This window comes from Providencia sp. AGC89, assembly GCF_053543535.1.
Map to the genome: position 1 here is coordinate 1 of NZ_JBIXLP010000032.1, position 21,966 is coordinate 21,966.

General features: G+C 38.9%; 12 protein-coding genes and 2 pseudogenes. 8 read left to right on the forward strand and 6 right to left on the reverse strand.

What is annotated here, in order from left to right; all coding sequences use genetic code 11:
- Positions 1-126: 126 nt before the first annotated feature.
- From ACIPUA_RS06970 to ACIPUA_RS06980, 3 genes and pseudogenes are all read left to right on the forward strand, one after another.
- A pseudogene (locus ACIPUA_RS06970) lies at positions 127-414 on the forward strand (ArsC/Spx/MgsR family protein); the annotation flags it as partial.
- 284 nt (positions 415-698) lie between these two features.
- On the forward strand, positions 699-2,177 hold the full coding sequence (locus ACIPUA_RS06975) for a SulP family inorganic anion transporter (RefSeq protein WP_283126848.1): 1,479 nt from the start codon (positions 699-701) through the stop codon (positions 2,175-2,177).
- Positions 2,178-2,179: 2 nt separating this feature from the next.
- Positions 2,180-3,037: a universal stress protein gene (locus ACIPUA_RS06980; protein WP_071548921.1), complete on the forward strand. Its 858-nt coding sequence runs from the start codon at positions 2,180-2,182 to the stop codon at positions 3,035-3,037.
- A gap of 71 nt (positions 3,038-3,108) precedes the next feature.
- On the opposite strand, the gene ACIPUA_RS06985 is transcribed toward ACIPUA_RS06980, so the two are convergent.
- Together ACIPUA_RS06985 and ACIPUA_RS06990 are read right to left on the reverse strand one after the other, a co-directional pair.
- Positions 3,109-5,106 carry a BCCT family transporter gene (locus tag ACIPUA_RS06985; protein ID WP_071548920.1) on the reverse strand — a complete coding sequence of 666 codons (1,998 nt, stop codon included), beginning with the start codon at positions 5,104-5,106 and terminating at the stop codon, positions 3,109-3,111.
- 169 nt (positions 5,107-5,275) lie between these two features.
- The gene (locus ACIPUA_RS06990) at positions 5,276-5,905 is read right to left on the reverse strand and encodes a recombinase family protein (protein WP_172412282.1); all 630 of its coding nucleotides are present in this window, start codon (positions 5,903-5,905) and stop codon (positions 5,276-5,278) included.
- A gap of 169 nt (positions 5,906-6,074) precedes the next feature.
- Here ACIPUA_RS06990 and ACIPUA_RS06995 point away from each other — a divergent pair, with 169 nt between their 5' ends.
- The 3 genes from ACIPUA_RS06995 to ACIPUA_RS07005 all read left to right on the forward strand — a co-directional run bounded on the left by ACIPUA_RS06995 (position 6,075) and on the right by ACIPUA_RS07005 (position 12,676).
- Complete coding sequence (locus ACIPUA_RS06995; protein ID WP_071548919.1) at positions 6,075-9,110, forward strand: Tn3 family transposase; 3,036 nt, start codon at positions 6,075-6,077, stop codon at positions 9,108-9,110.
- A gap of 82 nt (positions 9,111-9,192) precedes the next feature.
- Positions 9,193-10,266, forward strand: coding sequence for an ATP-binding protein (locus tag ACIPUA_RS07000; RefSeq protein WP_449059489.1), 1,074 nt, complete (start codon positions 9,193-9,195; stop codon positions 10,264-10,266).
- A gap of 658 nt (positions 10,267-10,924) precedes the next feature.
- Positions 10,925-12,676, forward strand: coding sequence for a hypothetical protein (locus tag ACIPUA_RS07005; RefSeq protein ID WP_449059490.1), 1,752 nt, complete (start codon positions 10,925-10,927; stop codon positions 12,674-12,676).
- A 180-nt stretch (positions 12,677-12,856) separates the two neighbouring features.
- On the opposite strand, the gene ACIPUA_RS07010 is transcribed toward ACIPUA_RS07005, so the two are convergent.
- Positions 12,857-15,892 (reverse strand): Tn3 family transposase, encoded by a 3,036-nt coding sequence (locus tag ACIPUA_RS07010; protein ID WP_071548919.1) that lies wholly within the window; start codon positions 15,890-15,892, stop codon positions 12,857-12,859.
- A gap of 169 nt (positions 15,893-16,061) precedes the next feature.
- Between ACIPUA_RS07010 and ACIPUA_RS07015 the strand changes: the two genes are divergently transcribed.
- Together ACIPUA_RS07015 and ACIPUA_RS07020 are read left to right on the forward strand one after the other, a co-directional pair.
- Positions 16,062-16,691: a recombinase family protein gene (locus ACIPUA_RS07015; protein ID WP_172412282.1), complete on the forward strand. Its 630-nt coding sequence runs from the start codon at positions 16,062-16,064 to the stop codon at positions 16,689-16,691.
- A 169-nt stretch (positions 16,692-16,860) separates the two neighbouring features.
- Positions 16,861-18,858, forward strand: a complete 1,998-nt coding sequence (locus ACIPUA_RS07020) for a BCCT family transporter (protein WP_071548920.1) — start codon at positions 16,861-16,863, stop codon at positions 18,856-18,858.
- Between the two features lie 71 nt (positions 18,859-18,929).
- Here ACIPUA_RS07020 and ACIPUA_RS07025 read toward each other — a convergent pair whose 3' ends face one another.
- From ACIPUA_RS07025 to ACIPUA_RS07035, 3 genes and pseudogenes are all read right to left on the reverse strand, one after another.
- Positions 18,930-19,787, reverse strand: a complete 858-nt coding sequence (locus ACIPUA_RS07025; RefSeq protein ID WP_071548921.1) for a universal stress protein — start codon at positions 19,785-19,787, stop codon at positions 18,930-18,932.
- A 2-nt stretch (positions 19,788-19,789) separates the two neighbouring features.
- Positions 19,790-21,268 (reverse strand): SulP family inorganic anion transporter, encoded by a 1,479-nt coding sequence (locus ACIPUA_RS07030; protein WP_283126848.1) that lies wholly within the window; start codon positions 21,266-21,268, stop codon positions 19,790-19,792.
- A gap of 284 nt (positions 21,269-21,552) precedes the next feature.
- Positions 21,553-21,840, reverse strand: a pseudogene (locus tag ACIPUA_RS07035) (ArsC/Spx/MgsR family protein); the annotation flags it as partial.
- Between the last annotated feature and the right edge of the window lie 126 nt (positions 21,841-21,966).

Consider the following 21,966-nt stretch of genomic DNA (forward strand, 5'->3'; position numbering starts at 1 on the left):
GGGGTTACGCGCCCATTTCATCGAAAAGTCCAAAGTTTGCTCTTAGCCCTGTAATATCAAGGGCTACAGGCGATATCTTATACGGTAGCATTAACACTCGATGCTATTACATTGAAAAATTAAAATTTAGAAACCCTGCCGTCTAAGGATATATTAGTAAAACTTATTGCCGATATGAAAATTACGGTAAGGGCGTTATTACGAAAAAATGTTGAGCCGTATGAGCAATTAATTGATTTTATGTTGCAGTACCCAATACTGATTAATAGACCGATTGTTGTTACACCAGTAGGAACTAAGCTTTACCGACCTTCAGAAGTCGTTTTGGATATATTACCTCATTCGCAACAACGTGAATTTATCAAAGAAGATGGCGAGGTTATTGTTGATAAACAAGGCATCAGAGTAAAGTAAATCTCTGACGATATTTATCATGATGAGCGTACCGATGTATGGCATCAGTACGCTCATGTTAATCCGGTACTTGCTTAAGGTCGTTGATATTGGTATTTTAAAAAAAACATACTATTCATAGGAACAGCTGATCATATTATGCGCCTTACGCCACCCTGAGATACCTCCTTCCTTTTAGGTTGATACTAAATCAGCCAATTCCCACATCCCTTCTTTGGGATAATTTCGTTTATTTAAAATATAATCTCCCATCTTGGGATTGATAGATTACAAGGTAGTCTAATATGCTTTTGTCCTCCACTCGTCAGGACTGGCTGGGTAATATCCGTGGGGATGTCCTAGCCGGTATTGTTGTTGCTTTAGCGTTAATTCCTGAAGCTATCGCTTTTTCAATTATTGCCGGCGTCGACCCCAAAGTGGGGTTATACGCCGCATTTTCTATTGCGGTAATTATCGCTTTTATCGGGGGGCGCCCCGGCATGATTTCCTCCGCAACGGGTGCAATGGCACTTTTAATGGTCGTTCTGGTGAAAGAACATGGCCTTCAGTACCTATTAGCTGCGACGGTATTAACTGGGATATTTCAAGTTATCGCAGGATATTTAAAGCTCGGTAATTTAATGCGGTTTGTTTCACGCTCTGTCGTAACGGGGTTTGTTAATGCGTTAGCTATCTTGATTTTTTTAGCCCAACTTCCAGAGTTAACCCATGTAAGTTGGTATGTTTATGCGATGACCGCGGCAGGCTTAGGGATTATCTATCTGTTTCCATTAATCAATAAGACCATTCCTTCACCATTAGTGTGTATCGTTGTATTAACGGTAATTTCAATTAGTCTGGGTCTTGATATCCGCACAGTCGGTGATATGGGCGTTTTGCCTGACAGTTTACCCATCTTCCTTGTGCCTGATATTCCCTTGAATATCGAAACGCTACTGGTCATATTACCCTACTCACTAGCGCTTGCCGTTGTTGGCTTATTGGAATCGATGATGACCGCAACGATTGTGGATGATTTGACCGATACAACCAGTGATAAAAATCGAGAATGCAAAGGGCAAGGTATTGCGAATATTGCCACTGCCTTTATTGGCGGGATGGCAGGATGTGCGATGATTGGTCAATCCATCATCAATATTAAATCGGGTGGCCGAGGCCGATTATCTACGTTGGTTGCCGGTATTGTTTTATTGTTAATGGTGGTTTTTCTTAATGATTGGGTATCAAAAATTCCAATGGCGGCGTTAGTTGCTGTGATGATTATGGTGTCAATTGGAACCTTTTCTTGGCGCTCCCTTGCTGATATACGAGTTCATCCGCTATCAACCAGTGTCGTTATGATAGCCACCGTCATTGTTGTCGTTTGGACCCATAATCTGGCTTACGGGGTACTTGTCGGAGTGCTCATCACAGCGCTTAATTTTGCTAATAAAGTCGCGCGATACATGACAGTTACATCAAGCAGGGATAAAAAAGCACGCCATTATGAGGTTCGAGGACAAATTTTCTTTGCTACATCGGAACGCTTTGTTAATGCTTTTGATTTTAAAGAAGACATTGATAAAGCGATTATCGATATGGATCATGCTCATTTTTGGGATATCACCTCCGTCAGTGCGTTAGATAAAGTGGTGATTAAGTTTAGACGTGAAGGCATTGATGTTGAAATTAAAGGGATGAATGAAGCCACTGCAACATTGGTTGATAAATTTGGTATTCATGACGACCCGAAAAAAATTGAAAAATTCATGGGAGGTCATTAATTATGGCAGCAGATATCATTCAAAAAAATTGCGTAATTGGGTGTATTGACCGTTCGTCTTCGGCAATTGCCGTTTGTCAGGCCAGTGTCTGGATAGCCCAAACACTCGACCTACCACTGACACTGTTACACATGAATGAAAAAATCTCGACATCAGCACACCATGATTTAAGTGGGATCATAGGATTTGATACCCGAGAAACTTTATTGAATGAACTCGTGGATATTGAGGAAAAGCGAGCGCGTTTAACCCGTGAGGAAGGCCGACAATTATTGATGAGAGCAAAAAAAATCACTCAAGATTTAGGTCTTCATGATGTTAATACACTTCAGCGACAAGGAACGTTAGCCGAAGTACTAAATCAAGAAGATACGCATATTGTTGTACTCGGTCGTCGAGGCGAGCAATCTGAGTTAACGGGTCATATTGGCCGTCAACTCGAAGGCATTATTCGACTTCAAAAAAACTCAGTGCTTATCTGTAAGCGAAACTTTACCCCACCGAAAAAGATGATGATTGCATTTGATGGCAGTGAGGAAGGTGAACGAATCATTCATCGGTTAACACAAGTGAAATTATTAGCCGATAGTGATTGCTATCTGGTGATGTACGGTAACCAAGACTGTCAGCTCAAAAAAGCACAAAACCAACTTCATCAAGCCGGTATTCAGGTGAAAGCCAATTTACTTGAGGGTGACAATAGCATCGTTGATGAGTTGTGTAACTTTGCAGTACAACACCATATTGATTTGATCATCATGGGGGCTTTTGGTCATTCGCGATTGAGGCAATTTTTTACCGGAAGTCATACGACAGAGATGATACATAAAACGCCCGTGTCATTACTCATCATTCGTTAGTTTTTTCGTCTATAGTCATTATTACCAAGAGAGGTGACTCGCTTTCGTCACCTCTCTATCATAATAAGTGGCTACGATTTATCGACAATATGAATAAAATGAATGTGTTTTTCATATTGATCGAGGATATCATGAATAATCTGCGCTTCACTCCATCCCATAATATCGTAGTCTTGCCCACCTTCCTTTAAATAAACTTCAGCGCGGTAGTATTTCTGAGACTCATTATTTTCATCATCATCCATACCCACTAATGCAAAAGAAGGCGTCAGATAGTCCCGTAATCGTATTTCATAGAGAAAATTGAAGTTCTCACCAAATTGTACTTCAAGAGTCACCCTATCGTCTTTCTCATTATGGATAGCGGCCTCGGTCCCCTGCTTTTCCAACTCAGTGACAACAGATTGCATAGCAGGCTCAATCACTTCAGTCATGAAACGTTTAACCTGATTACGTTTAGGAAAGAAAGCTATTTTACGTAATCGACGCTCCCATGATAACCCCCCACGTCCGGTATTCGGTGCTAAGGTAGCGAGCTGTTGACTGTCTTTTTTATACACATCAATCCGTAAAGCTTTTAGCAATCCGACAATAGCAATCAATAAAATAATCGCAAAGGGGAGTGCGGTCGCTATCGTCATGGTTTGCAATGCCGTTAATCCGCCGGCCAGTAAAAGTGTGATTGCAACGGCCCCCATCAAAAAAGCCCAAAAGATACGTTGCCAAACAGGTGTATGTATTTCCCCCCCAGAGGCCAATGTATCGACAACCATCGCCCCAGAATCCGCAGATGTCACAAAAAAAACAATGACCATCAACATAGCGACAAAAGAAAGAACAGATGAAAACGGAAAGTAATTTAAAAATTCAAATAAGGCGAGAGCAACATCTTTTTGAACGACTTGCGCCAACATTTCTGCCCCATTATCACGGATCAAATGGATGGCACTATTTCCAAAAAAAGTCATCCAAAGCAGTGTAAACCCAGCAGGAACAAACAAAACACCTGTAACAAACTCACGAATAGTACGGCCTCGAGAGATCCTCGCAATAAACATGCCCACAAAAGGGGACCATGAAAGCCACCATCCCCAATACAATAATGTCCATCCCCCTAACCATTCACTCGATTGCGGCTCATAGGCATAAAGATTGAAGGTTTTATTGATGATATCTGAAAGATAAGCCCCGGTATTTTGGACAAAAGATTTAAGTAACAGTACTGTCGGGCCTAAAATCCCAATTAATAATAATAATAAACCCGCTAAACTGAGGTTGAGTTCAGAGAGAATTCGTATGCCTTTATCTAAACCACTGACGACTGATAACGTCGCTAATCCCGTGATCACCACGATCAAAATTACTTGCATCGTTGGACTGACAGGAAAACCAAATAAATGTGCTAATCCTGCGTTGACTTGCAAAACACCAAATCCAAGCGAAGTTGCAACGCCAAAAACGGTGCCAACAACAGCAAAAATATCAACGGCATGTCCCATTGGGCCATAGATACGTTCACCAATGATGGGATAGAGAGCTGAACGCAATGTAAGCGGTAAGCCATGTCGATAACTAAAAAAAGCGAGAATTAAGGCGACAATGGCATAAATCGCCCAAGCATGTAAGCCCCAATGGAAAAATGTAATTTCCATTGCTTCTCTTGCAGCTTGAACCGTTTGTGGGTCTCCAACGGGGGGAGCAAGATAGTGCATCACGGGTTCTGCGACCCCGAAAAACATCAGTCCAATGCCCATTCCAGCAGAAAACAACATAGCGAACCAGGAAAGATAACTAAATTGCGGTTGAGCATGATCTGGACCGAGTTTGATTTGGCCAAATCGAGAGAGCCCTAAATAGGCGACGGTCAATAAAATTAATGCGACGGCCAGAATATAAAACCAACTGGCATTCTCAAAAAGTTGAGCTTGTAGGGTTTTTAACAAAATTTCAGAACGTTGAGGAAAAATAGCGGCTACTGCAACGACACATAAAATAATAAAAGCGGAAACAAAGAAAACGGGCGGATTTATCTTCCCCCACGTTTGAGACTTTTGTGGTGATGATGACATTCAATCTCCCTTTTAATGCGTGCTCATGATTGTCATGAAGCTCGGTTTATGGTGATAAATATAAGTTATTGAATTAAAAAGTATCCAATCACTTGTTTATACTTAAATATCTCTCTCATGTCATTCCAAGCGGTATGACTATAAACTTGCTCAACGAATAGAGGGACATTTATTGTACTATTTTCATCAATTTTGATACTTTCGAAATAGTATGCCGCGAACAACCTATCAGGTTTTCTATTTGGCTATAGCTTTTTTTCTCCATTAGAAGGCCTTCAATTTTTTGGTGTAATATCTTATTGACCGGACGGCCTTTATACTTCCCTTCTTGTTTGGCTTTTTGCACTCCTTGCGCTTGACGACGCCGTCTATCTTCGTAATCCTTTCTTGCAACCGCTGCCAGCATGTCTAACATCATACTGTTAAGGGCTGCAAGCATTCGTTCTGTAAATTCATCGGTGCGACTCATAAACTGGTAACTGGTTGGCAGATCTAAAGAAACGACCTTTAACCCTTTATGTCCAATGAGATATTTTAATTTTTCCCAGTCATCGGTATTCAAGCGGCTAATTCTATCCACTTGTTCAACTAAAATAATATCTCCGGGCATGGCCACATTGAGTAAGCGAAAGAGTTCAGGTCGGTGAAGCTGAGCGCCTGACTCATTTTCTTCAAACCAGCAGGCAATTTGTAGCCCCATTCCTTCAGCAAATTTCAACAGTTCATTTTTTGCTCTTGACGCATCTTGATCATACGTAGAAGCACGTAGATATCCATAAATTCTTATATTTGTCTTCATCGGTGCACTATACATTGGTGTTGTTATGTCGGTGCATTATACATCTGTTTTTCATACTAACTACACTAGATTTCACTTAGTGTAGTTAAGGTAGACTTAAATTGCACCTTTATGTCGATTGAGCACATCACCCCATTATATGATGTCATCTATTTTTACTGGATAAAACATGACTACAATGAAAGAAATTAAATCAGGCCGTATTCAAATTTTGACTGAACAGGAAATTCATGAGCTCTATTCACGTCCAATATTTAATCAAATTGAGCGTGAAGAATACTTTTCATTAGATCCGAGTATGAAAAAAATCCTCACTAAAATGAGCAAAATTGAAACGAAAATATATTTAATTCTTCTGATCGGTTATTTCCGTGCTAAGCCTGTTATTGCTCAATTTAAGCTACGAGAGGTTAAACACGATGTTGACTACATTTATGCGACTCATTTTCCAAATAAAAAACCGAAATATCCCTTTATTGCTAAAAGTACTCGTGCAACATTGATCGCGAAAATGTATGAAATACTCGGTTTTTCGCGGCTATTAAAGCGAGATAAACAAGCTTTGATAGAGCGCTTAAATGATGTTGCAACAATCTGCACATATCCCAAATATATTTTTGATGAATGCCTCGCTTTTTTAGGTCAAAACAGAATAGGACTGGTTGGCTATTCCACTTTACAAAATATAATTACCACGGTTTTAGCTAATGAGAGGCAACGCACCGAGGTAATCCTTTCAAATAGCATGCCTCCAATAATACATAAAAAATTAAAGAAGATACTGCATACAAAAGGGGTATTAAATAGTCTATCTGGCCAACAAGGCGCAGCTAAAGACTTTACACCGACAGAGCTCGCAAGTGAAATTGAAACGCATAATACCATAAAAAGTGTTTATCCCGATGTAAAACGTCTCGTTGGTGAATTAGGTTTATCGTTAGGTAACTTAAGCTATTATGCATCGATTATTCGGCATCAATCGATTTATAAAATTCGCCGATTCCCCGAATGGCAAGGGATGTTATATTTGGTTTGTTATTTATTTTTTCGTTACCAAGAAACCAATGATAAATTGGTAACAGCTTTTTTGTATGTGACTCGGAAACAGAGGGAAGCGGCGAGTACTTCCGCTAAACTACGTATAGCGGAAGAGTTGGAAATTATTCGAGAAAAGTTAACGTATGCGGGTAATGTTTTACAACTCTTTGTTGATGAAACCATCAGTGACGATACCCAATTTGGTGATATTCGTCAAAATGCATTTGCAATGATTTCTAAAGATGAAATACAACTAATAAGCAAACATCTTAATAAAAATAACTTTGATAAAACCCATTATGAGTGGCTTTACATTGATACACAATACAGAAAAATTGCGAATACAATGAGGTCGCTTTTTCTCGCTATTGATATTGAGTGTGAACCTGGGTTGGAATTGCTGTCTTCTCAATTGTTAACAGCAAAGTCAGAACTTCAAAAAGATAAGCACATTTCTACCGTTGATCAGCAATTACTGCTAAAAAATGATAAACCTTTTCTCGTGATAGATGAAAAGGTTAATACACGGAGATTTGAATACTATTTATATCAAAAAGTGGCTCGAATGATTGAAAGTAACAATATTTACATCAACGAAAGCGCCAATAATAAGCGTTTAGACGATGATTTAATTTCAGCCATCGATTGGAAAAAAAGCCCCATTATTATTCAAAAAACAGGGTTAACTCGTCTCAATACGCCGATAGAACAAACGCTTTCGGAATTAACGCAAAAATTGAATGACCAAATGAAGCAGGTTGGACGTAATATTCATGATGGAGCGAATGATTTCGTGACACTTCAGCCACGATCAAACCAGTTAACATGGAAACTGGCGAATAAACGTTGGAAAGATGATCTTGATAACCCCATATACAACCAGCTCCAACATATGGGGATCATTGAAATTATGGACTATGTTCATCAAAACACAGGCTACTTAGATGCGTTTAAAAATATCGCATCAAAAAAGAAAAACACTAAGGCTAAAGAAGGCGATTTACTTGCCTGCATATTTGGAAATGGTTCAAACTATGGTGTTCACCATATGTCATCAATATCAGATCGTGCTATCGGTGTGCTTAGAGCCGTTAATGACGGCTATATTCGACCTGAAACAACGAGTGAAGCCAATGATATGATATCTAATGCTTTAGCAAAACTGCCGATTTTCAACTATTATATGATTAACGAAAGTGCCCCATTCGGGAGTATTGATGGCCAAAAACATGGTTGCCGAATCAATACATTTAAAGCCCGATTTTCAGCCAAATACTTCCGAAAAGGGAAAGGCGTATCCGCACTTACATTAGTTTCAAATCATGTACCAATCAACACGAAAGTGATTTCAGCCAACGAATATGAAGCGCATTACGCATTTGATTTACTGTATAATAATACCTGTGATATTCAACCCAAAACATTAGCCACGGACACGCATGGGGTTAATAACGTTAACTTTGCTATCCTTGACCTCTTTGGGTATCAATTCGCCCCTCGATATGCAAAATTTAAACACGTTTTTAATGAATTGTTTGAAATTGAGCTTGATGAAGTCGTTTCTCTGAAACTTAAAAAATCGCTCAATTTATCACTCATTCAGGAGGAGTGGGAAAATATTCAATGGATAATTTGTTCATTAAGCCGTAAAACGACAACACAAAGCACGGTGATTACTAAGCTTTCTAACAGTAAGAAAAACAATCGCACCTTAGCGGCTCTTCGTGAATATGACAGATTAATTAAGTGCTTATACGTTCTCGATTATGTTGATGACAAAATGCTCAGGCAGTTTGTCCAGCAAGCACTTAATCGGGGTGAGGCTTACCATCAATTACGGCGTGCAATCGCATCAATTAATGGTAATCAATTTAGAGGCGGCGATGATTACCAGATAGAACAATGGAATGATTGCGCTCGTATCATTGCTAACTGCATTATTTATTATAATTCCGCATTATTATCCAGTTTGATTGAAAAATTTGCGCGTGAAAATAATCAAGAAGCAGTAAATATGATAGCTGAGTTATCGCCTGTCGCATGGCAGCATATACAGTTGGCCGGTAATTACACCTTTGGCCTTAAAAAAGATAATATTGTTCTGGAAAGATTACTGGAAAATTTAGATCCTCTCATTTCAGAAGAATCATTAAGCTTAGCGGCATAGTCTATCAATAATATTAAAATGCACATCGTCTGTAGCCCTTGGTATCAAAGGGCTATGAGAAAACTTTGGACTTTTCGATGAAATGGGCGCACAACCCCTGCAAGGAATACTATTAGGTCAAATTTTGAGTGATATTAAAAATATAGATTCATTATTTAATCCTTCGAATTATTTAGTTTCACCCTTCAATTCAACTGAAAAATTTTTAGACGGGCAGTATTTTTTAACAGGGCAACAAAGTGATATCAAACGGGCGGTGATTGCCAGACTTAATGCCCCATCAGGGGATCAATTTACGGCAGTTATTGGTGGTGCTGGTACAGGAAAAACTCTGTTAACCTATGATATTGCAAAATATTTAATTGTTCTAGGAAAAAAAGTTTTACTTGTTCATTGTGGTAATTTAAATGAAGGACATAACACATTAATGCAAAACGGCTGGAATATTTGGCATGTAAAGAATATCGGTAGTGTAAATGTCAATGACTACGATGTTATTTTTATTGATGAAATTCAACGTATCCGGTTGTATCAATTTAATGATTTTGTAGAAAAAATAAAAACATCAACGTGTAAATGTATTTTTTCTTATGATAATTTACAAACATTAGACAGTACCGAAGCGAAAAATGACATTCCGACTAAAATATCATGTCTGGCGGGCGTGGTTATGTATTCGCTATCAGAAAAAATAAGAACAAATAAAGAAATTGCGGCATTTATTCGCGGTTTTTTTAATAATAAAAAAAATGACCCTATTTTAAATTTTGGTAATGTAAGTTTTGAATATTATGATAATATTTCCGATATGATATTTTTTATGCGTAATTTAAAATCAAAAGGATGGGAAGTATTGCAATTCACGCCACCTGTTCATGGATGGAATACGCATCAGAAATATTTAGATCCTTCAAATAAAAAATCTCATAGTGTTATTGGACAAGAGTTTGATTGGGTAGCTGTCATTATTGATAGTGCGTTTAGGTATAATGATAATGGCGATTTAGCCTATTCTGGTCATTCCTATTATAGTGCTGTAAAAATGTTATTCCAAAACATGACCCGCACGCGCAATCAATTAAAAATCCTTATTCTCAATAATCCCGTTATTCTCGAACGCTGCTTAACGCTCTTAAATTCCCCCCGATCCCAGTAAGCGGATTGATTTATCGCTTTTTTCTAAAGAATGCATTTCCTCTGTGAGTGACACTTCTCTAGCGTGTCACTTTTTGCCCTCCGCCAAATTCCTCTTCTACGCCATTTTACGCGATTTTTTCTTTTAGCTAACACATTGCCTTACTCACGTTCTTTTTTCATCGTAGCGGCCATTCTGTGCGGTCGATGTTTTTCGGGTGCTTGGGGGATTTTAGTCCATTTGCGTTTTACCGCTAGAGTGTGCAATTCCCTATTTTGGCCGCATATTGGGGTATTTGAACTTCATTGTCACTAGATGTGGTATTTTCGGCATCATCCCCATACGCAAGGCAGGAAAGGAAATTGCGTTTTCCCCGTTATTGACGGCAAATGTGCAATCGGGAGCTGAATTTACGATGTGAGGCTATGGTTAAAAAAACAGCGAATTACTCTGACCGATCACCAGAGGAAATGTCGAACTAAAAAAAGGCTTGCTTTATCCTAAATGTTGTGGTTATTCTAATAATAGAGAAATGACCGCAGATCAGCACATCGTGCTCGGCTTCTCTTTTTTAGTTTTGAACCATCACCCTTTTTTTAATTCATTGGTTTTCAAAACGCGTAGGTCTGCGCCGTTTTGGGAAGATAAATGCCAATCTAATTAAATTTTAGGTGATAACATGATTGTATCTGAACGCACGCCGATTAATGGTGAAGTGTACCCATTTAATCTATTACAAAAATCTATTCTTAGTGCTTTTGCTGAGTTTGATTTATCTCAAACATTTGATTGTGACAATGGCCCTCACTCGCATAACCCTGCAATAAAAAATCAGGTGTTAAATGCCATAGCGAAATCGTTAGGTTATCCTCAATTTAGCACTATGATGGCCACGACGAAAAAGCATCAACAACAAACTTTATCGAATATACCGATTATCGATCACCCCAACTTTTTGACATTGTTTCCGCTGCATTATGCAGAAGCGATGGAGCTACACGTTTCAAAAACGCCATTTTCTAACTCGAATTTTAGGCAATTTTTGAAAGAACTGACGACAAAACAACTGCGTTTTAGCTTTCACAAAAATGCCAATGGGACGTTTTCAGCGATGATAGCGGTCAAAAATGATGGGCGGTATCCAGGTTGGGTGCTGCAATTACCCAAATTAGCCTTAACGTCAAGAGTGGCATTTTTTACGGTTATTTTGCAGTGGTATCACACCTTGATAAACATGGGGTATGATATTTATTTTAATCGTGATTTTATTTTCGAAAATTCACAATTATTGAATGTGCTCTGTCCATCAAATTTAATTCAAGATTGTGATTGGTATCAACGATATAGATACTCACCATACCAGGATAATGACGAAATTGAATATAAATTTTCGGACATAGATCAGCGGCTTAATGATTATATTCGACAACAAAATATACCCTATGATTTTGAGCGTTTTGGCGAAATTTCGCTGCGAACGCATGTTATTCGATTGAATGAGACTGGATTGGTTGTTCCAAATGCGTATTTTAATTCGGAAAAATTAAGGAAACCCCAACCAATGGATACAAGACCGATTGTTTTGATGGATATTTGTACCATCCAGTACATTGAAAAATATAAAAAAATAGAGAGTGGACAAAATAAAGTTATGAAGGAGCGTGTAAGGCAGCTGAGAGAGCTGGTTGCCAAAGATTATCGTTTCTCATTTTTATTGGCCATAATGGAAAAAGCGACGGATAAGGTGAATGTATTAAGTCGAGATAACTTGATTGCTCTATTTAAAGGTAACTACGAGTCAATTGTCGATTTTGTGGGTAAAGAAAATATTGCTGAACCGCCTGAAATTTTGGATAAAATGCTCAGTGTTTACATGAATGAACGTCATGCCCAATCTGAACGTGCTGAGCTTCTATATGATAAAAGTTTGCAGTTTATCGAGTCTTTTGCAGATTTAATAGCGGAAAATACTCAGTATGCGGATAAACGATTTCAATTAGCCCAATATACCGCTAATGAAGGCAAACGATTAGGACTTCCCCCAGGTTATTCACCTATAACTCTTTGTATTGCCTCGCTTTATGAGTGTGAAGATGCAAATGGGGTACTAAAAATAAAAGGCAATCAAGACGATTTTGAACCTGGGAATTCTTTATCCGATATAATGTCGTTTAATCGATTGGCAAAGGCTAAGGCTACTCTTGCGGTAGGCGGTATTGATGTGCTTTTTAGAACCGAAGATCTTGCTCTTGAACGTCTTCATCAATATATACACGCTAAGCAGGTAATCGGAGAAAATGGTACTCCAACGATCAAAACCACTTATTCCCATCCGGAGAAGTTATTTCCAAAGCTGTATAAAAATGGGAAATGTATTAACGAACGGGAACGCGATAAGCTGTTTGCGCTCCTAAATTTTAAGGTAGACTAAGGGACGAATTGAGGATGGGTTTAACGAATCTTTCCTTCCAAAAATCACCTTATATTCAAAATATCCGTTTTATTAATCAACAGGGGTTGTGCGCCCATTTCATCGAAAAGTCCAAAGTTTTCTCATAGCCCTTTGATACCAAGGGCTACAGACGATGTGCATTTTAATATTATTGATAGACTATGCCGCTAAGCTTAATGATTCTTCTGAAATGAGAGGATCTAAATTTTCCAGTAATCTTTCCAGAACAATATTATCTTTTTTAAGGCCAAAGGTGTAATTACCGGCCAACTGTATATGCTGCCATGCGACAGGCGATAACTCAGCTATCATATTTACTGCTTCTTGATTATTTTCACGCGCAAATTTTTCAATCAAACTGGATAATAATGCGGAATTATAATAAATAATGCAGTTAGCAATGATACGAGCGCAATCATTCCATTGTTCTATCTGGTAATCATCGCCGCCTCTAAATTGATTACCATTAATTGATGCGATTGCACGCCGTAATTGATGGTAAGCCTCACCCCGATTAAGTGCTTGCTGGACAAACTGCCTGAGCATTTTGTCATCAACATAATCGAGAACGTATAAGCACTTAATTAATCTGTCATATTCACGAAGAGCCGCTAAGGTGCGATTGTTTTTCTTACTGTTAGAAAGCTTAGTAATCACCGTGCTTTGTGTTGTCGTTTTACGGCTTAATGAACAAATTATCCATTGAATATTTTCCCACTCCTCCTGAATGAGTGATAAATTGAGCGATTTTTTAAGTTTCAGAGAAACGACTTCATCAAGCTCAATTTCAAACAATTCATTAAAAACGTGTTTAAATTTTGCATATCGAGGGGCGAATTGATACCCAAAGAGGTCAAGGATAGCAAAGTTAACGTTATTAACCCCATGCGTGTCCGTGGCTAATGTTTTGGGTTGAATATCACAGGTATTATTATACAGTAAATCAAATGCGTAATGCGCTTCATATTCGTTGGCTGAAATCACTTTCGTGTTGATTGGTACATGATTTGAAACTAATGTAAGTGCGGATACGCCTTTCCCTTTTCGGAAGTATTTGGCTGAAAATCGGGCTTTAAATGTATTGATTCGGCAACCATGTTTTTGGCCATCAATACTCCCGAATGGGGCACTTTCGTTAATCATATAATAGTTGAAAATCGGCAGTTTTGCTAAAGCATTAGATATCATATCATTGGCTTCACTCGTTGTTTCAGGTCGAATATAGCCGTCATTAACGGCTCTAAGCACACCGATAGCACGATCTGATATTGATGACATATGGTGAACACCATAGTTTGAACCATTTCCAAATATGCAGGCAAGTAAATCGCCTTCTTTAGCCTTAGTGTTTTTCTTTTTTGATGCGATATTTTTAAACGCATCTAAGTAGCCTGTGTTTTGATGAACATAGTCCATAATTTCAATGATCCCCATATGTTGGAGCTGGTTGTATATGGGGTTATCAAGATCATCTTTCCAACGTTTATTCGCCAGTTTCCATGTTAACTGGTTTGATCGTGGCTGAAGTGTCACGAAATCATTCGCTCCATCATGAATATTACGTCCAACCTGCTTCATTTGGTCATTCAATTTTTGCGTTAATTCCGAAAGCGTTTGTTCTATCGGCGTATTGAGACGAGTTAACCCTGTTTTTTGAATAATAATGGGGCTTTTTTTCCAATCGATGGCTGAAATTAAATCATCGTCTAAACGCTTATTATTGGCGCTTTCGTTGATGTAAATATTGTTACTTTCAATCATTCGAGCCACTTTTTGATATAAATAGTATTCAAATCTCCGTGTATTAACCTTTTCATCTATCACGAGAAAAGGTTTATCATTTTTTAGCAGTAATTGCTGATCAACGGTAGAAATGTGCTTATCTTTTTGAAGTTCTGACTTTGCTGTTAACAATTGAGAAGACAGCAATTCCAACCCAGGTTCACACTCAATATCAATAGCGAGAAAAAGCGACCTCATTGTATTCGCAATTTTTCTGTATTGTGTATCAATGTAAAGCCACTCATAATGGGTTTTATCAAAGTTATTTTTATTAAGATGTTTGCTTATTAGTTGTATTTCATCTTTAGAAATCATTGCAAATGCATTTTGACGAATATCACCAAATTGGGTATCGTCACTGATGGTTTCATCAACAAAGAGTTGTAAAACATTACCCGCATACGTTAACTTTTCTCGAATAATTTCCAACTCTTCCGCTATACGTAGTTTAGCGGAAGTACTCGCCGCTTCCCTCTGTTTCCGAGTCACATACAAAAAAGCTGTTACCAATTTATCATTGGTTTCTTGGTAACGAAAAAATAAATAACAAACCAAATATAACATCCCTTGCCATTCGGGGAATCGGCGAATTTTATAAATCGATTGATGCCGAATAATCGATGCATAATAGCTTAAGTTACCTAACGATAAACCTAATTCACCAACGAGACGTTTTACATCGGGATAAACACTTTTTATGGTATTATGCGTTTCAATTTCACTTGCGAGCTCTGTCGGTGTAAAGTCTTTAGCTGCGCCTTGTTGGCCAGATAGACTATTTAATACCCCTTTTGTATGCAGTATCTTCTTTAATTTTTTATGTATTATTGGAGGCATGCTATTTGAAAGGATTACCTCGGTGCGTTGCCTCTCATTAGCTAAAACCGTGGTAATTATATTTTGTAAAGTGGAATAGCCAACCAGTCCTATTCTGTTTTGACCTAAAAAAGCGAGGCATTCATCAAAAATATATTTGGGATATGTGCAGATTGTTGCAACATCATTTAAGCGCTCTATCAAAGCTTGTTTATCTCGCTTTAATAGCCGCGAAAAACCGAGTATTTCATACATTTTCGCGATCAATGTTGCACGAGTACTTTTAGCAATAAAGGGATATTTCGGTTTTTTATTTGGAAAATGAGTCGCATAAATGTAGTCAACATCGTGTTTAACCTCTCGTAGCTTAAATTGAGCAATAACAGGCTTAGCACGGAAATAACCGATCAGAAGAATTAAATATATTTTCGTTTCAATTTTGCTCATTTTAGTGAGGATTTTTTTCATACTCGGATCTAATGAAAAGTATTCTTCACGCTCAATTTGATTAAATATTGGACGTGAATAGAGCTCATGAATTTCCTGTTCAGTCAAAATTTGAATACGGCCTGATTTAATTTCTTTCATTGTAGTCATGTTTTATCCAGTAAAAATAGATGACATCATATAATGGGGTGATGTGCTCAATCGACATAAAGGTGCAATTTAAGTCTACCTTAACTACACTAAGTGAAATCTAGTGTAGTTAGTATGAAAAACAGATGTATAATGCACCGACATAACAACACCAATGTATAGTGCACCGATGAAGACAAATATAAGAATTTATGGATATCTACGTGCTTCTACGTATGATCAAGATGCGTCAAGAGCAAAAAATGAACTGTTGAAATTTGCTGAAGGAATGGGGCTACAAATTGCCTGCTGGTTTGAAGAAAATGAGTCAGGCGCTCAGCTTCACCGACCTGAACTCTTTCGCTTACTCAATGTGGCCATGCCCGGAGATATTATTTTAGTTGAACAAGTGGATAGAATTAGCCGCTTGAATACCGATGACTGGGAAAAATTAAAATATCTCATTGGACATAAAGGGTTAAAGGTCGTTTCTTTAGATCTGCCAACCAGTTACCAGTTTATGAGTCGCACCGATGAATTTACAGAACGAATGCTTGCAGCCCTTAACAGTATGATGTTAGACATGCTGGCAGCGGTTGCAAGAAAGGATTACGAAGATAGACGGCGTCGTCAAGCGCAAGGAGTGCAAAAAGCCAAACAAGAAGGGAAGTATAAAGGCCGTCCGGTCAATAAGATATTACACCAAAAAATTGAAGGCCTTCTAATGGAGAAAAAAAGCTATAGCCAAATAGAAAACCTGATAGGTTGTTCGCGGCATACTATTTCGAAAGTATCAAAATTGATGAAAATAGTACAATAAATGTCCCTCTATTCGTTGAGCAAGTTTATAGTCATACCGCTTGGAATGACATGAGAGAGATATTTAAGTATAAACAAGTGATTGGATACTTTTTAATTCAATAACTTATATTTATCACCATAAACCGAGCTTCATGACAATCATGAGCACGCATTAAAAGGGAGATTGAATGTCATCATCACCACAAAAGTCTCAAACGTGGGGGAAGATAAATCCGCCCGTTTTCTTTGTTTCCGCTTTTATTATTTTATGTGTCGTTGCAGTAGCCGCTATTTTTCCTCAACGTTCTGAAATTTTGTTAAAAACCCTACAAGCTCAACTTTTTGAGAATGCCAGTTGGTTTTATATTCTGGCCGTCGCATTAATTTTATTGACCGTCGCCTATTTAGGGCTCTCTCGATTTGGCCAAATCAAACTCGGTCCAGATCATGCTCAACCGCAATTTAGTTATCTTTCCTGGTTCGCTATGTTGTTTTCTGCTGGAATGGGCATTGGACTGATGTTTTTCGGGGTCGCAGAACCCGTGATGCACTATCTTGCTCCCCCCGTTGGAGACCCACAAACGGTTCAAGCTGCAAGAGAAGCAATGGAAATTACATTTTTCCATTGGGGCTTACATGCTTGGGCGATTTATGCCATTGTCGCCTTAATTCTCGCTTTTTTTAGTTATCGACATGGCTTACCGCTTACATTGCGTTCAGCTCTCTATCCCATCATTGGTGAACGTATCTATGGCCCAATGGGACATGCCGTTGATATTTTTGCTGTTGTTGGCACCGTTTTTGGCGTTGCAACTTCGCTTGGATTTGGTGTTTTGCAAGTCAACGCAGGATTAGCACATTTATTTGGTTTTCCTGTCAGTCCAACGATGCAAGTAATTTTGATCGTGGTGATCACGGGATTAGCGACGTTATCAGTCGTCAGTGGTTTAGATAAAGGCATACGAATTCTCTCTGAACTCAACCTCAGTTTAGCGGGTTTATTATTATTATTAATTGGGATTTTAGGCCCGACAGTACTGTTACTTAAATCTTTTGTCCAAAATACCGGGGCTTATCTTTCAGATATCATCAATAAAACCTTCAATCTTTATGCCTATGAGCCGCAATCGAGTGAATGGTTAGGGGGATGGACATTATTGTATTGGGGATGGTGGCTTTCATGGTCCCCTTTTGTGGGCATGTTTATTGCGAGGATCTCTCGAGGCCGTACTATTCGTGAGTTTGTTACAGGTGTTTTGTTTGTTCCTGCTGGGTTTACACTGCTTTGGATGACTTTTTTTGGAAATAGTGCCATCCATTTGATCCGTGATAATGGGGCAGAAATGTTGGCGCAAGTCGTTCAAAAAGATGTTGCTCTCGCCTTATTTGAATTTTTAAATTACTTTCCGTTTTCATCTGTTCTTTCTTTTGTCGCTATGTTGATGGTCATTGTTTTTTTTGTGACATCTGCGGATTCTGGGGCGATGGTTGTCGATACATTGGCCTCTGGGGGGGAAATACATACACCTGTTTGGCAACGTATCTTTTGGGCTTTTTTGATGGGGGCCGTTGCAATCACACTTTTACTGGCCGGCGGATTAACGGCATTGCAAACCATGACGATAGCGACCGCACTCCCCTTTGCGATTATTTTATTGATTGCTATTGTCGGATTGCTAAAAGCTTTACGGATTGATGTGTATAAAAAAGACAGTCAACAGCTCGCTACCTTAGCACCGAATACCGGACGTGGGGGGTTATCATGGGAGCGTCGATTACGTAAAATAGCTTTCTTTCCTAAACGTAATCAGGTTAAACGTTTCATGACTGAAGTGATTGAGCCTGCTATGCAATCTGTTGTCACTGAGTTGGAAAAGCAGGGGACCGAGGCCGCTATCCATAATGAGAAAGACGATAGGGTGACTCTTGAAGTACAATTTGGTGAGAACTTCAATTTTCTCTATGAAATACGATTACGGGACTATCTGACGCCTTCTTTTGCATTAGTGGGTATGGATGATGATGAAAATAATGAGTCTCAGAAATACTACCGCGCTGAAGTTTATTTAAAGGAAGGTGGGCAAGACTACGATATTATGGGATGGAGTGAAGCGCAGATTATTCATGATATCCTCGATCAATATGAAAAACACATTCATTTTATTCATATTGTCGATAAATCGTAGCCACTTATTATGATAGAGAGGTGACGAAAGCGAGTCACCTCTCTTGGTAATAATGACTATAGACGAAAAAACTAACGAATGATGAGTAATGACACGGGCGTTTTATGTATCATCTCTGTCGTATGACTTCCGGTAAAAAATTGCCTCAATCGCGAATGACCAAAAGCCCCCATGATGATCAAATCAATATGGTGTTGTACTGCAAAGTTACACAACTCATCAACGATGCTATTGTCACCCTCAAGTAAATTGGCTTTCACCTGAATACCGGCTTGATGAAGTTGGTTTTGTGCTTTTTTGAGCTGACAGTCTTGGTTACCGTACATCACCAGATAGCAATCACTATCGGCTAATAATTTCACTTGTGTTAACCGATGAATGATTCGTTCACCTTCCTCACTGCCATCAAATGCAATCATCATCTTTTTCGGTGGGGTAAAGTTTCGCTTACAGATAAGCACTGAGTTTTTTTGAAGTCGAATAATGCCTTCGAGTTGACGGCCAATATGACCCGTTAACTCAGATTGCTCGCCTCGACGACCGAGTACAACAATATGCGTATCTTCTTGATTTAGTACTTCGGCTAACGTTCCTTGTCGCTGAAGTGTATTAACATCATGAAGACCTAAATCTTGAGTGATTTTTTTTGCTCTCATCAATAATTGTCGGCCTTCCTCACGGGTTAAACGCGCTCGCTTTTCCTCAATATCCACGAGTTCATTCAATAAAGTTTCTCGGGTATCAAATCCTATGATCCCACTTAAATCATGGTGTGCTGATGTCGAGATTTTTTCATTCATGTGTAACAGTGTCAGTGGTAGGTCGAGTGTTTGGGCTATCCAGACACTGGCCTGACAAACGGCAATTGCCGAAGACGAACGGTCAATACACCCAATTACGCAATTTTTTTGAATGATATCTGCTGCCATAATTAATGACCTCCCATGAATTTTTCAATTTTTTTCGGGTCGTCATGAATACCAAATTTATCAACCAATGTTGCAGTGGCTTCATTCATCCCTTTAATTTCAACATCAATGCCTTCACGTCTAAACTTAATCACCACTTTATCTAACGCACTGACGGAGGTGATATCCCAAAAATGAGCATGATCCATATCGATAATCGCTTTATCAATGTCTTCTTTAAAATCAAAAGCATTAACAAAGCGTTCCGATGTAGCAAAGAAAATTTGTCCTCGAACCTCATAATGGCGTGCTTTTTTATCCCTGCTTGATGTAACTGTCATGTATCGCGCGACTTTATTAGCAAAATTAAGCGCTGTGATGAGCACTCCGACAAGTACCCCGTAAGCCAGATTATGGGTCCAAACGACAACAATGACGGTGGCTATCATAACGACACTGGTTGATAGCGGATGAACTCGTATATCAGCAAGGGAGCGCCAAGAAAAGGTTCCAATTGACACCATAATCATCACAGCAACTAACGCCGCCATTGGAATTTTTGATACCCAATCATTAAGAAAAACCACCATTAACAATAAAACAATACCGGCAACCAACGTAGATAATCGGCCTCGGCCACCCGATTTAATATTGATGATGGATTGACCAATCATCGCACATCCTGCCATCCCGCCAATAAAGGCAGTGGCAATATTCGCAATACCTTGCCCTTTGCATTCTCGATTTTTATCACTGGTTGTATCGGTCAAATCATCCACAATCGTTGCGGTCATCATCGATTCCAATAAGCCAACAACGGCAAGCGCTAGTGAGTAGGGTAATATGACCAGTAGCGTTTCGATATTCAAGGGAATATCAGGCACAAGGAAGATGGGTAAACTGTCAGGCAAAACGCCCATATCACCGACTGTGCGGATATCAAGACCCAGACTAATTGAAATTACCGTTAATACAACGATACACACTAATGGTGAAGGAATGGTCTTATTGATTAATGGAAACAGATAGATAATCCCTAAGCCTGCCGCGGTCATCGCATAAACATACCAACTTACATGGGTTAACTCTGGAAGTTGGGCTAAAAAAATCAAGATAGCTAACGCATTAACAAACCCCGTTACGACAGAGCGTGAAACAAACCGCATTAAATTACCGAGCTTTAAATATCCTGCGATAACTTGAAATATCCCAGTTAATACCGTCGCAGCTAATAGGTACTGAAGGCCATGTTCTTTCACCAGAACGACCATTAAAAGTGCCATTGCACCCGTTGCGGAGGAAATCATGCCGGGGCGCCCCCCGATAAAAGCGATAATTACCGCAATAGAAAATGCGGCGTATAACCCCACTTTGGGGTCGACGCCGGCAATAATTGAAAAAGCGATAGCTTCAGGAATTAACGCTAAAGCAACAACAATACCGGCTAGGACATCCCCACGGATATTACCCAGCCAGTCCTGACGAGTGGAGGACAAAAGCATATTAGACTACCTTGTAATCTATCAATCCCAAGATGGGAGATTATATTTTAAATAAACGAAATTATCCCAAAGAAGGGATGTGGGAATTGGCTGATTTAGTATCAACCTAAAAGGAAGGAGGTATCTCAGGGTGGCGTAAGGCGCATAATATGATCAGCTGTTCCTATGAATAGTATGTTTTTTTTAAAATACCAATATCAACGACCTTAAGCAAGTACCGGATTAACATGAGCGTACTGATGCCATACATCGGTACGCTCATCATGATAAATATCGTCAGAGATTTACTTTACTCTGATGCCTTGTTTATCAACAATAACCTCGCCATCTTCTTTGATAAATTCACGTTGTTGCGAATGAGGTAATATATCCAAAACGACTTCTGAAGGTCGGTAAAGCTTAGTTCCTACTGGTGTAACAACAATCGGTCTATTAATCAGTATTGGGTACTGCAACATAAAATCAATTAATTGCTCATACGGCTCAACATTTTTTCGTAATAACGCCCTTACCGTAATTTTCATATCGGCAATAAGTTTTACTAATATATCCTTAGACGGCAGGGTTTCTAAATTTTAATTTTTCAATGTAATAGCATCGAGTGTTAATGCTACCGTATAAGATATCGCCTGTAGCCCTTGATATTACAGGGCTAAGAGCAAACTTTGGACTTTTCGATGAAATGGGCGCGTAACCCC

Excerpts from the sequence above, each read along its gene's own strand:
- ACIPUA_RS07005 (WP_449059490.1), top strand. The coding sequence starts at position 10,925 with ATGATTGTATCTGAACGCACGCCGATTAATGGTGAAGTGTACCCATTT.
- ACIPUA_RS06975 (WP_283126848.1), top strand. The coding sequence starts at position 699 with ATGCTTTTGTCCTCCACTCGTCAGGACTGGCTGGGTAATATCCGTGGG.
- ACIPUA_RS07010 (WP_071548919.1), bottom strand. The coding sequence starts at position 15,892 with ATGACTACAATGAAAGAAATTAAATCAGGCCGTATTCAAATTTTGACT.
- ACIPUA_RS07000 (WP_449059489.1), top strand. The coding sequence starts at position 9,193 with ATGGGCGCACAACCCCTGCAAGGAATACTATTAGGTCAAATTTTGAGT.
- ACIPUA_RS06985 (WP_071548920.1), bottom strand. The coding sequence starts at position 5,106 with ATGTCATCATCACCACAAAAGTCTCAAACGTGGGGGAAGATAAATCCG.
- ACIPUA_RS06980 (WP_071548921.1), top strand. The coding sequence starts at position 2,180 with ATGGCAGCAGATATCATTCAAAAAAATTGCGTAATTGGGTGTATTGAC.
- ACIPUA_RS07030 (WP_283126848.1), bottom strand. The coding sequence starts at position 21,268 with ATGCTTTTGTCCTCCACTCGTCAGGACTGGCTGGGTAATATCCGTGGG.
- ACIPUA_RS06995 (WP_071548919.1), top strand. The coding sequence starts at position 6,075 with ATGACTACAATGAAAGAAATTAAATCAGGCCGTATTCAAATTTTGACT.
- ACIPUA_RS07015 (WP_172412282.1), top strand. The coding sequence starts at position 16,062 with ATGAAGACAAATATAAGAATTTATGGATATCTACGTGCTTCTACGTAT.
- ACIPUA_RS06990 (WP_172412282.1), bottom strand. The coding sequence starts at position 5,905 with ATGAAGACAAATATAAGAATTTATGGATATCTACGTGCTTCTACGTAT.
- ACIPUA_RS07025 (WP_071548921.1), bottom strand. The coding sequence starts at position 19,787 with ATGGCAGCAGATATCATTCAAAAAAATTGCGTAATTGGGTGTATTGAC.
- ACIPUA_RS07020 (WP_071548920.1), top strand. The coding sequence starts at position 16,861 with ATGTCATCATCACCACAAAAGTCTCAAACGTGGGGGAAGATAAATCCG.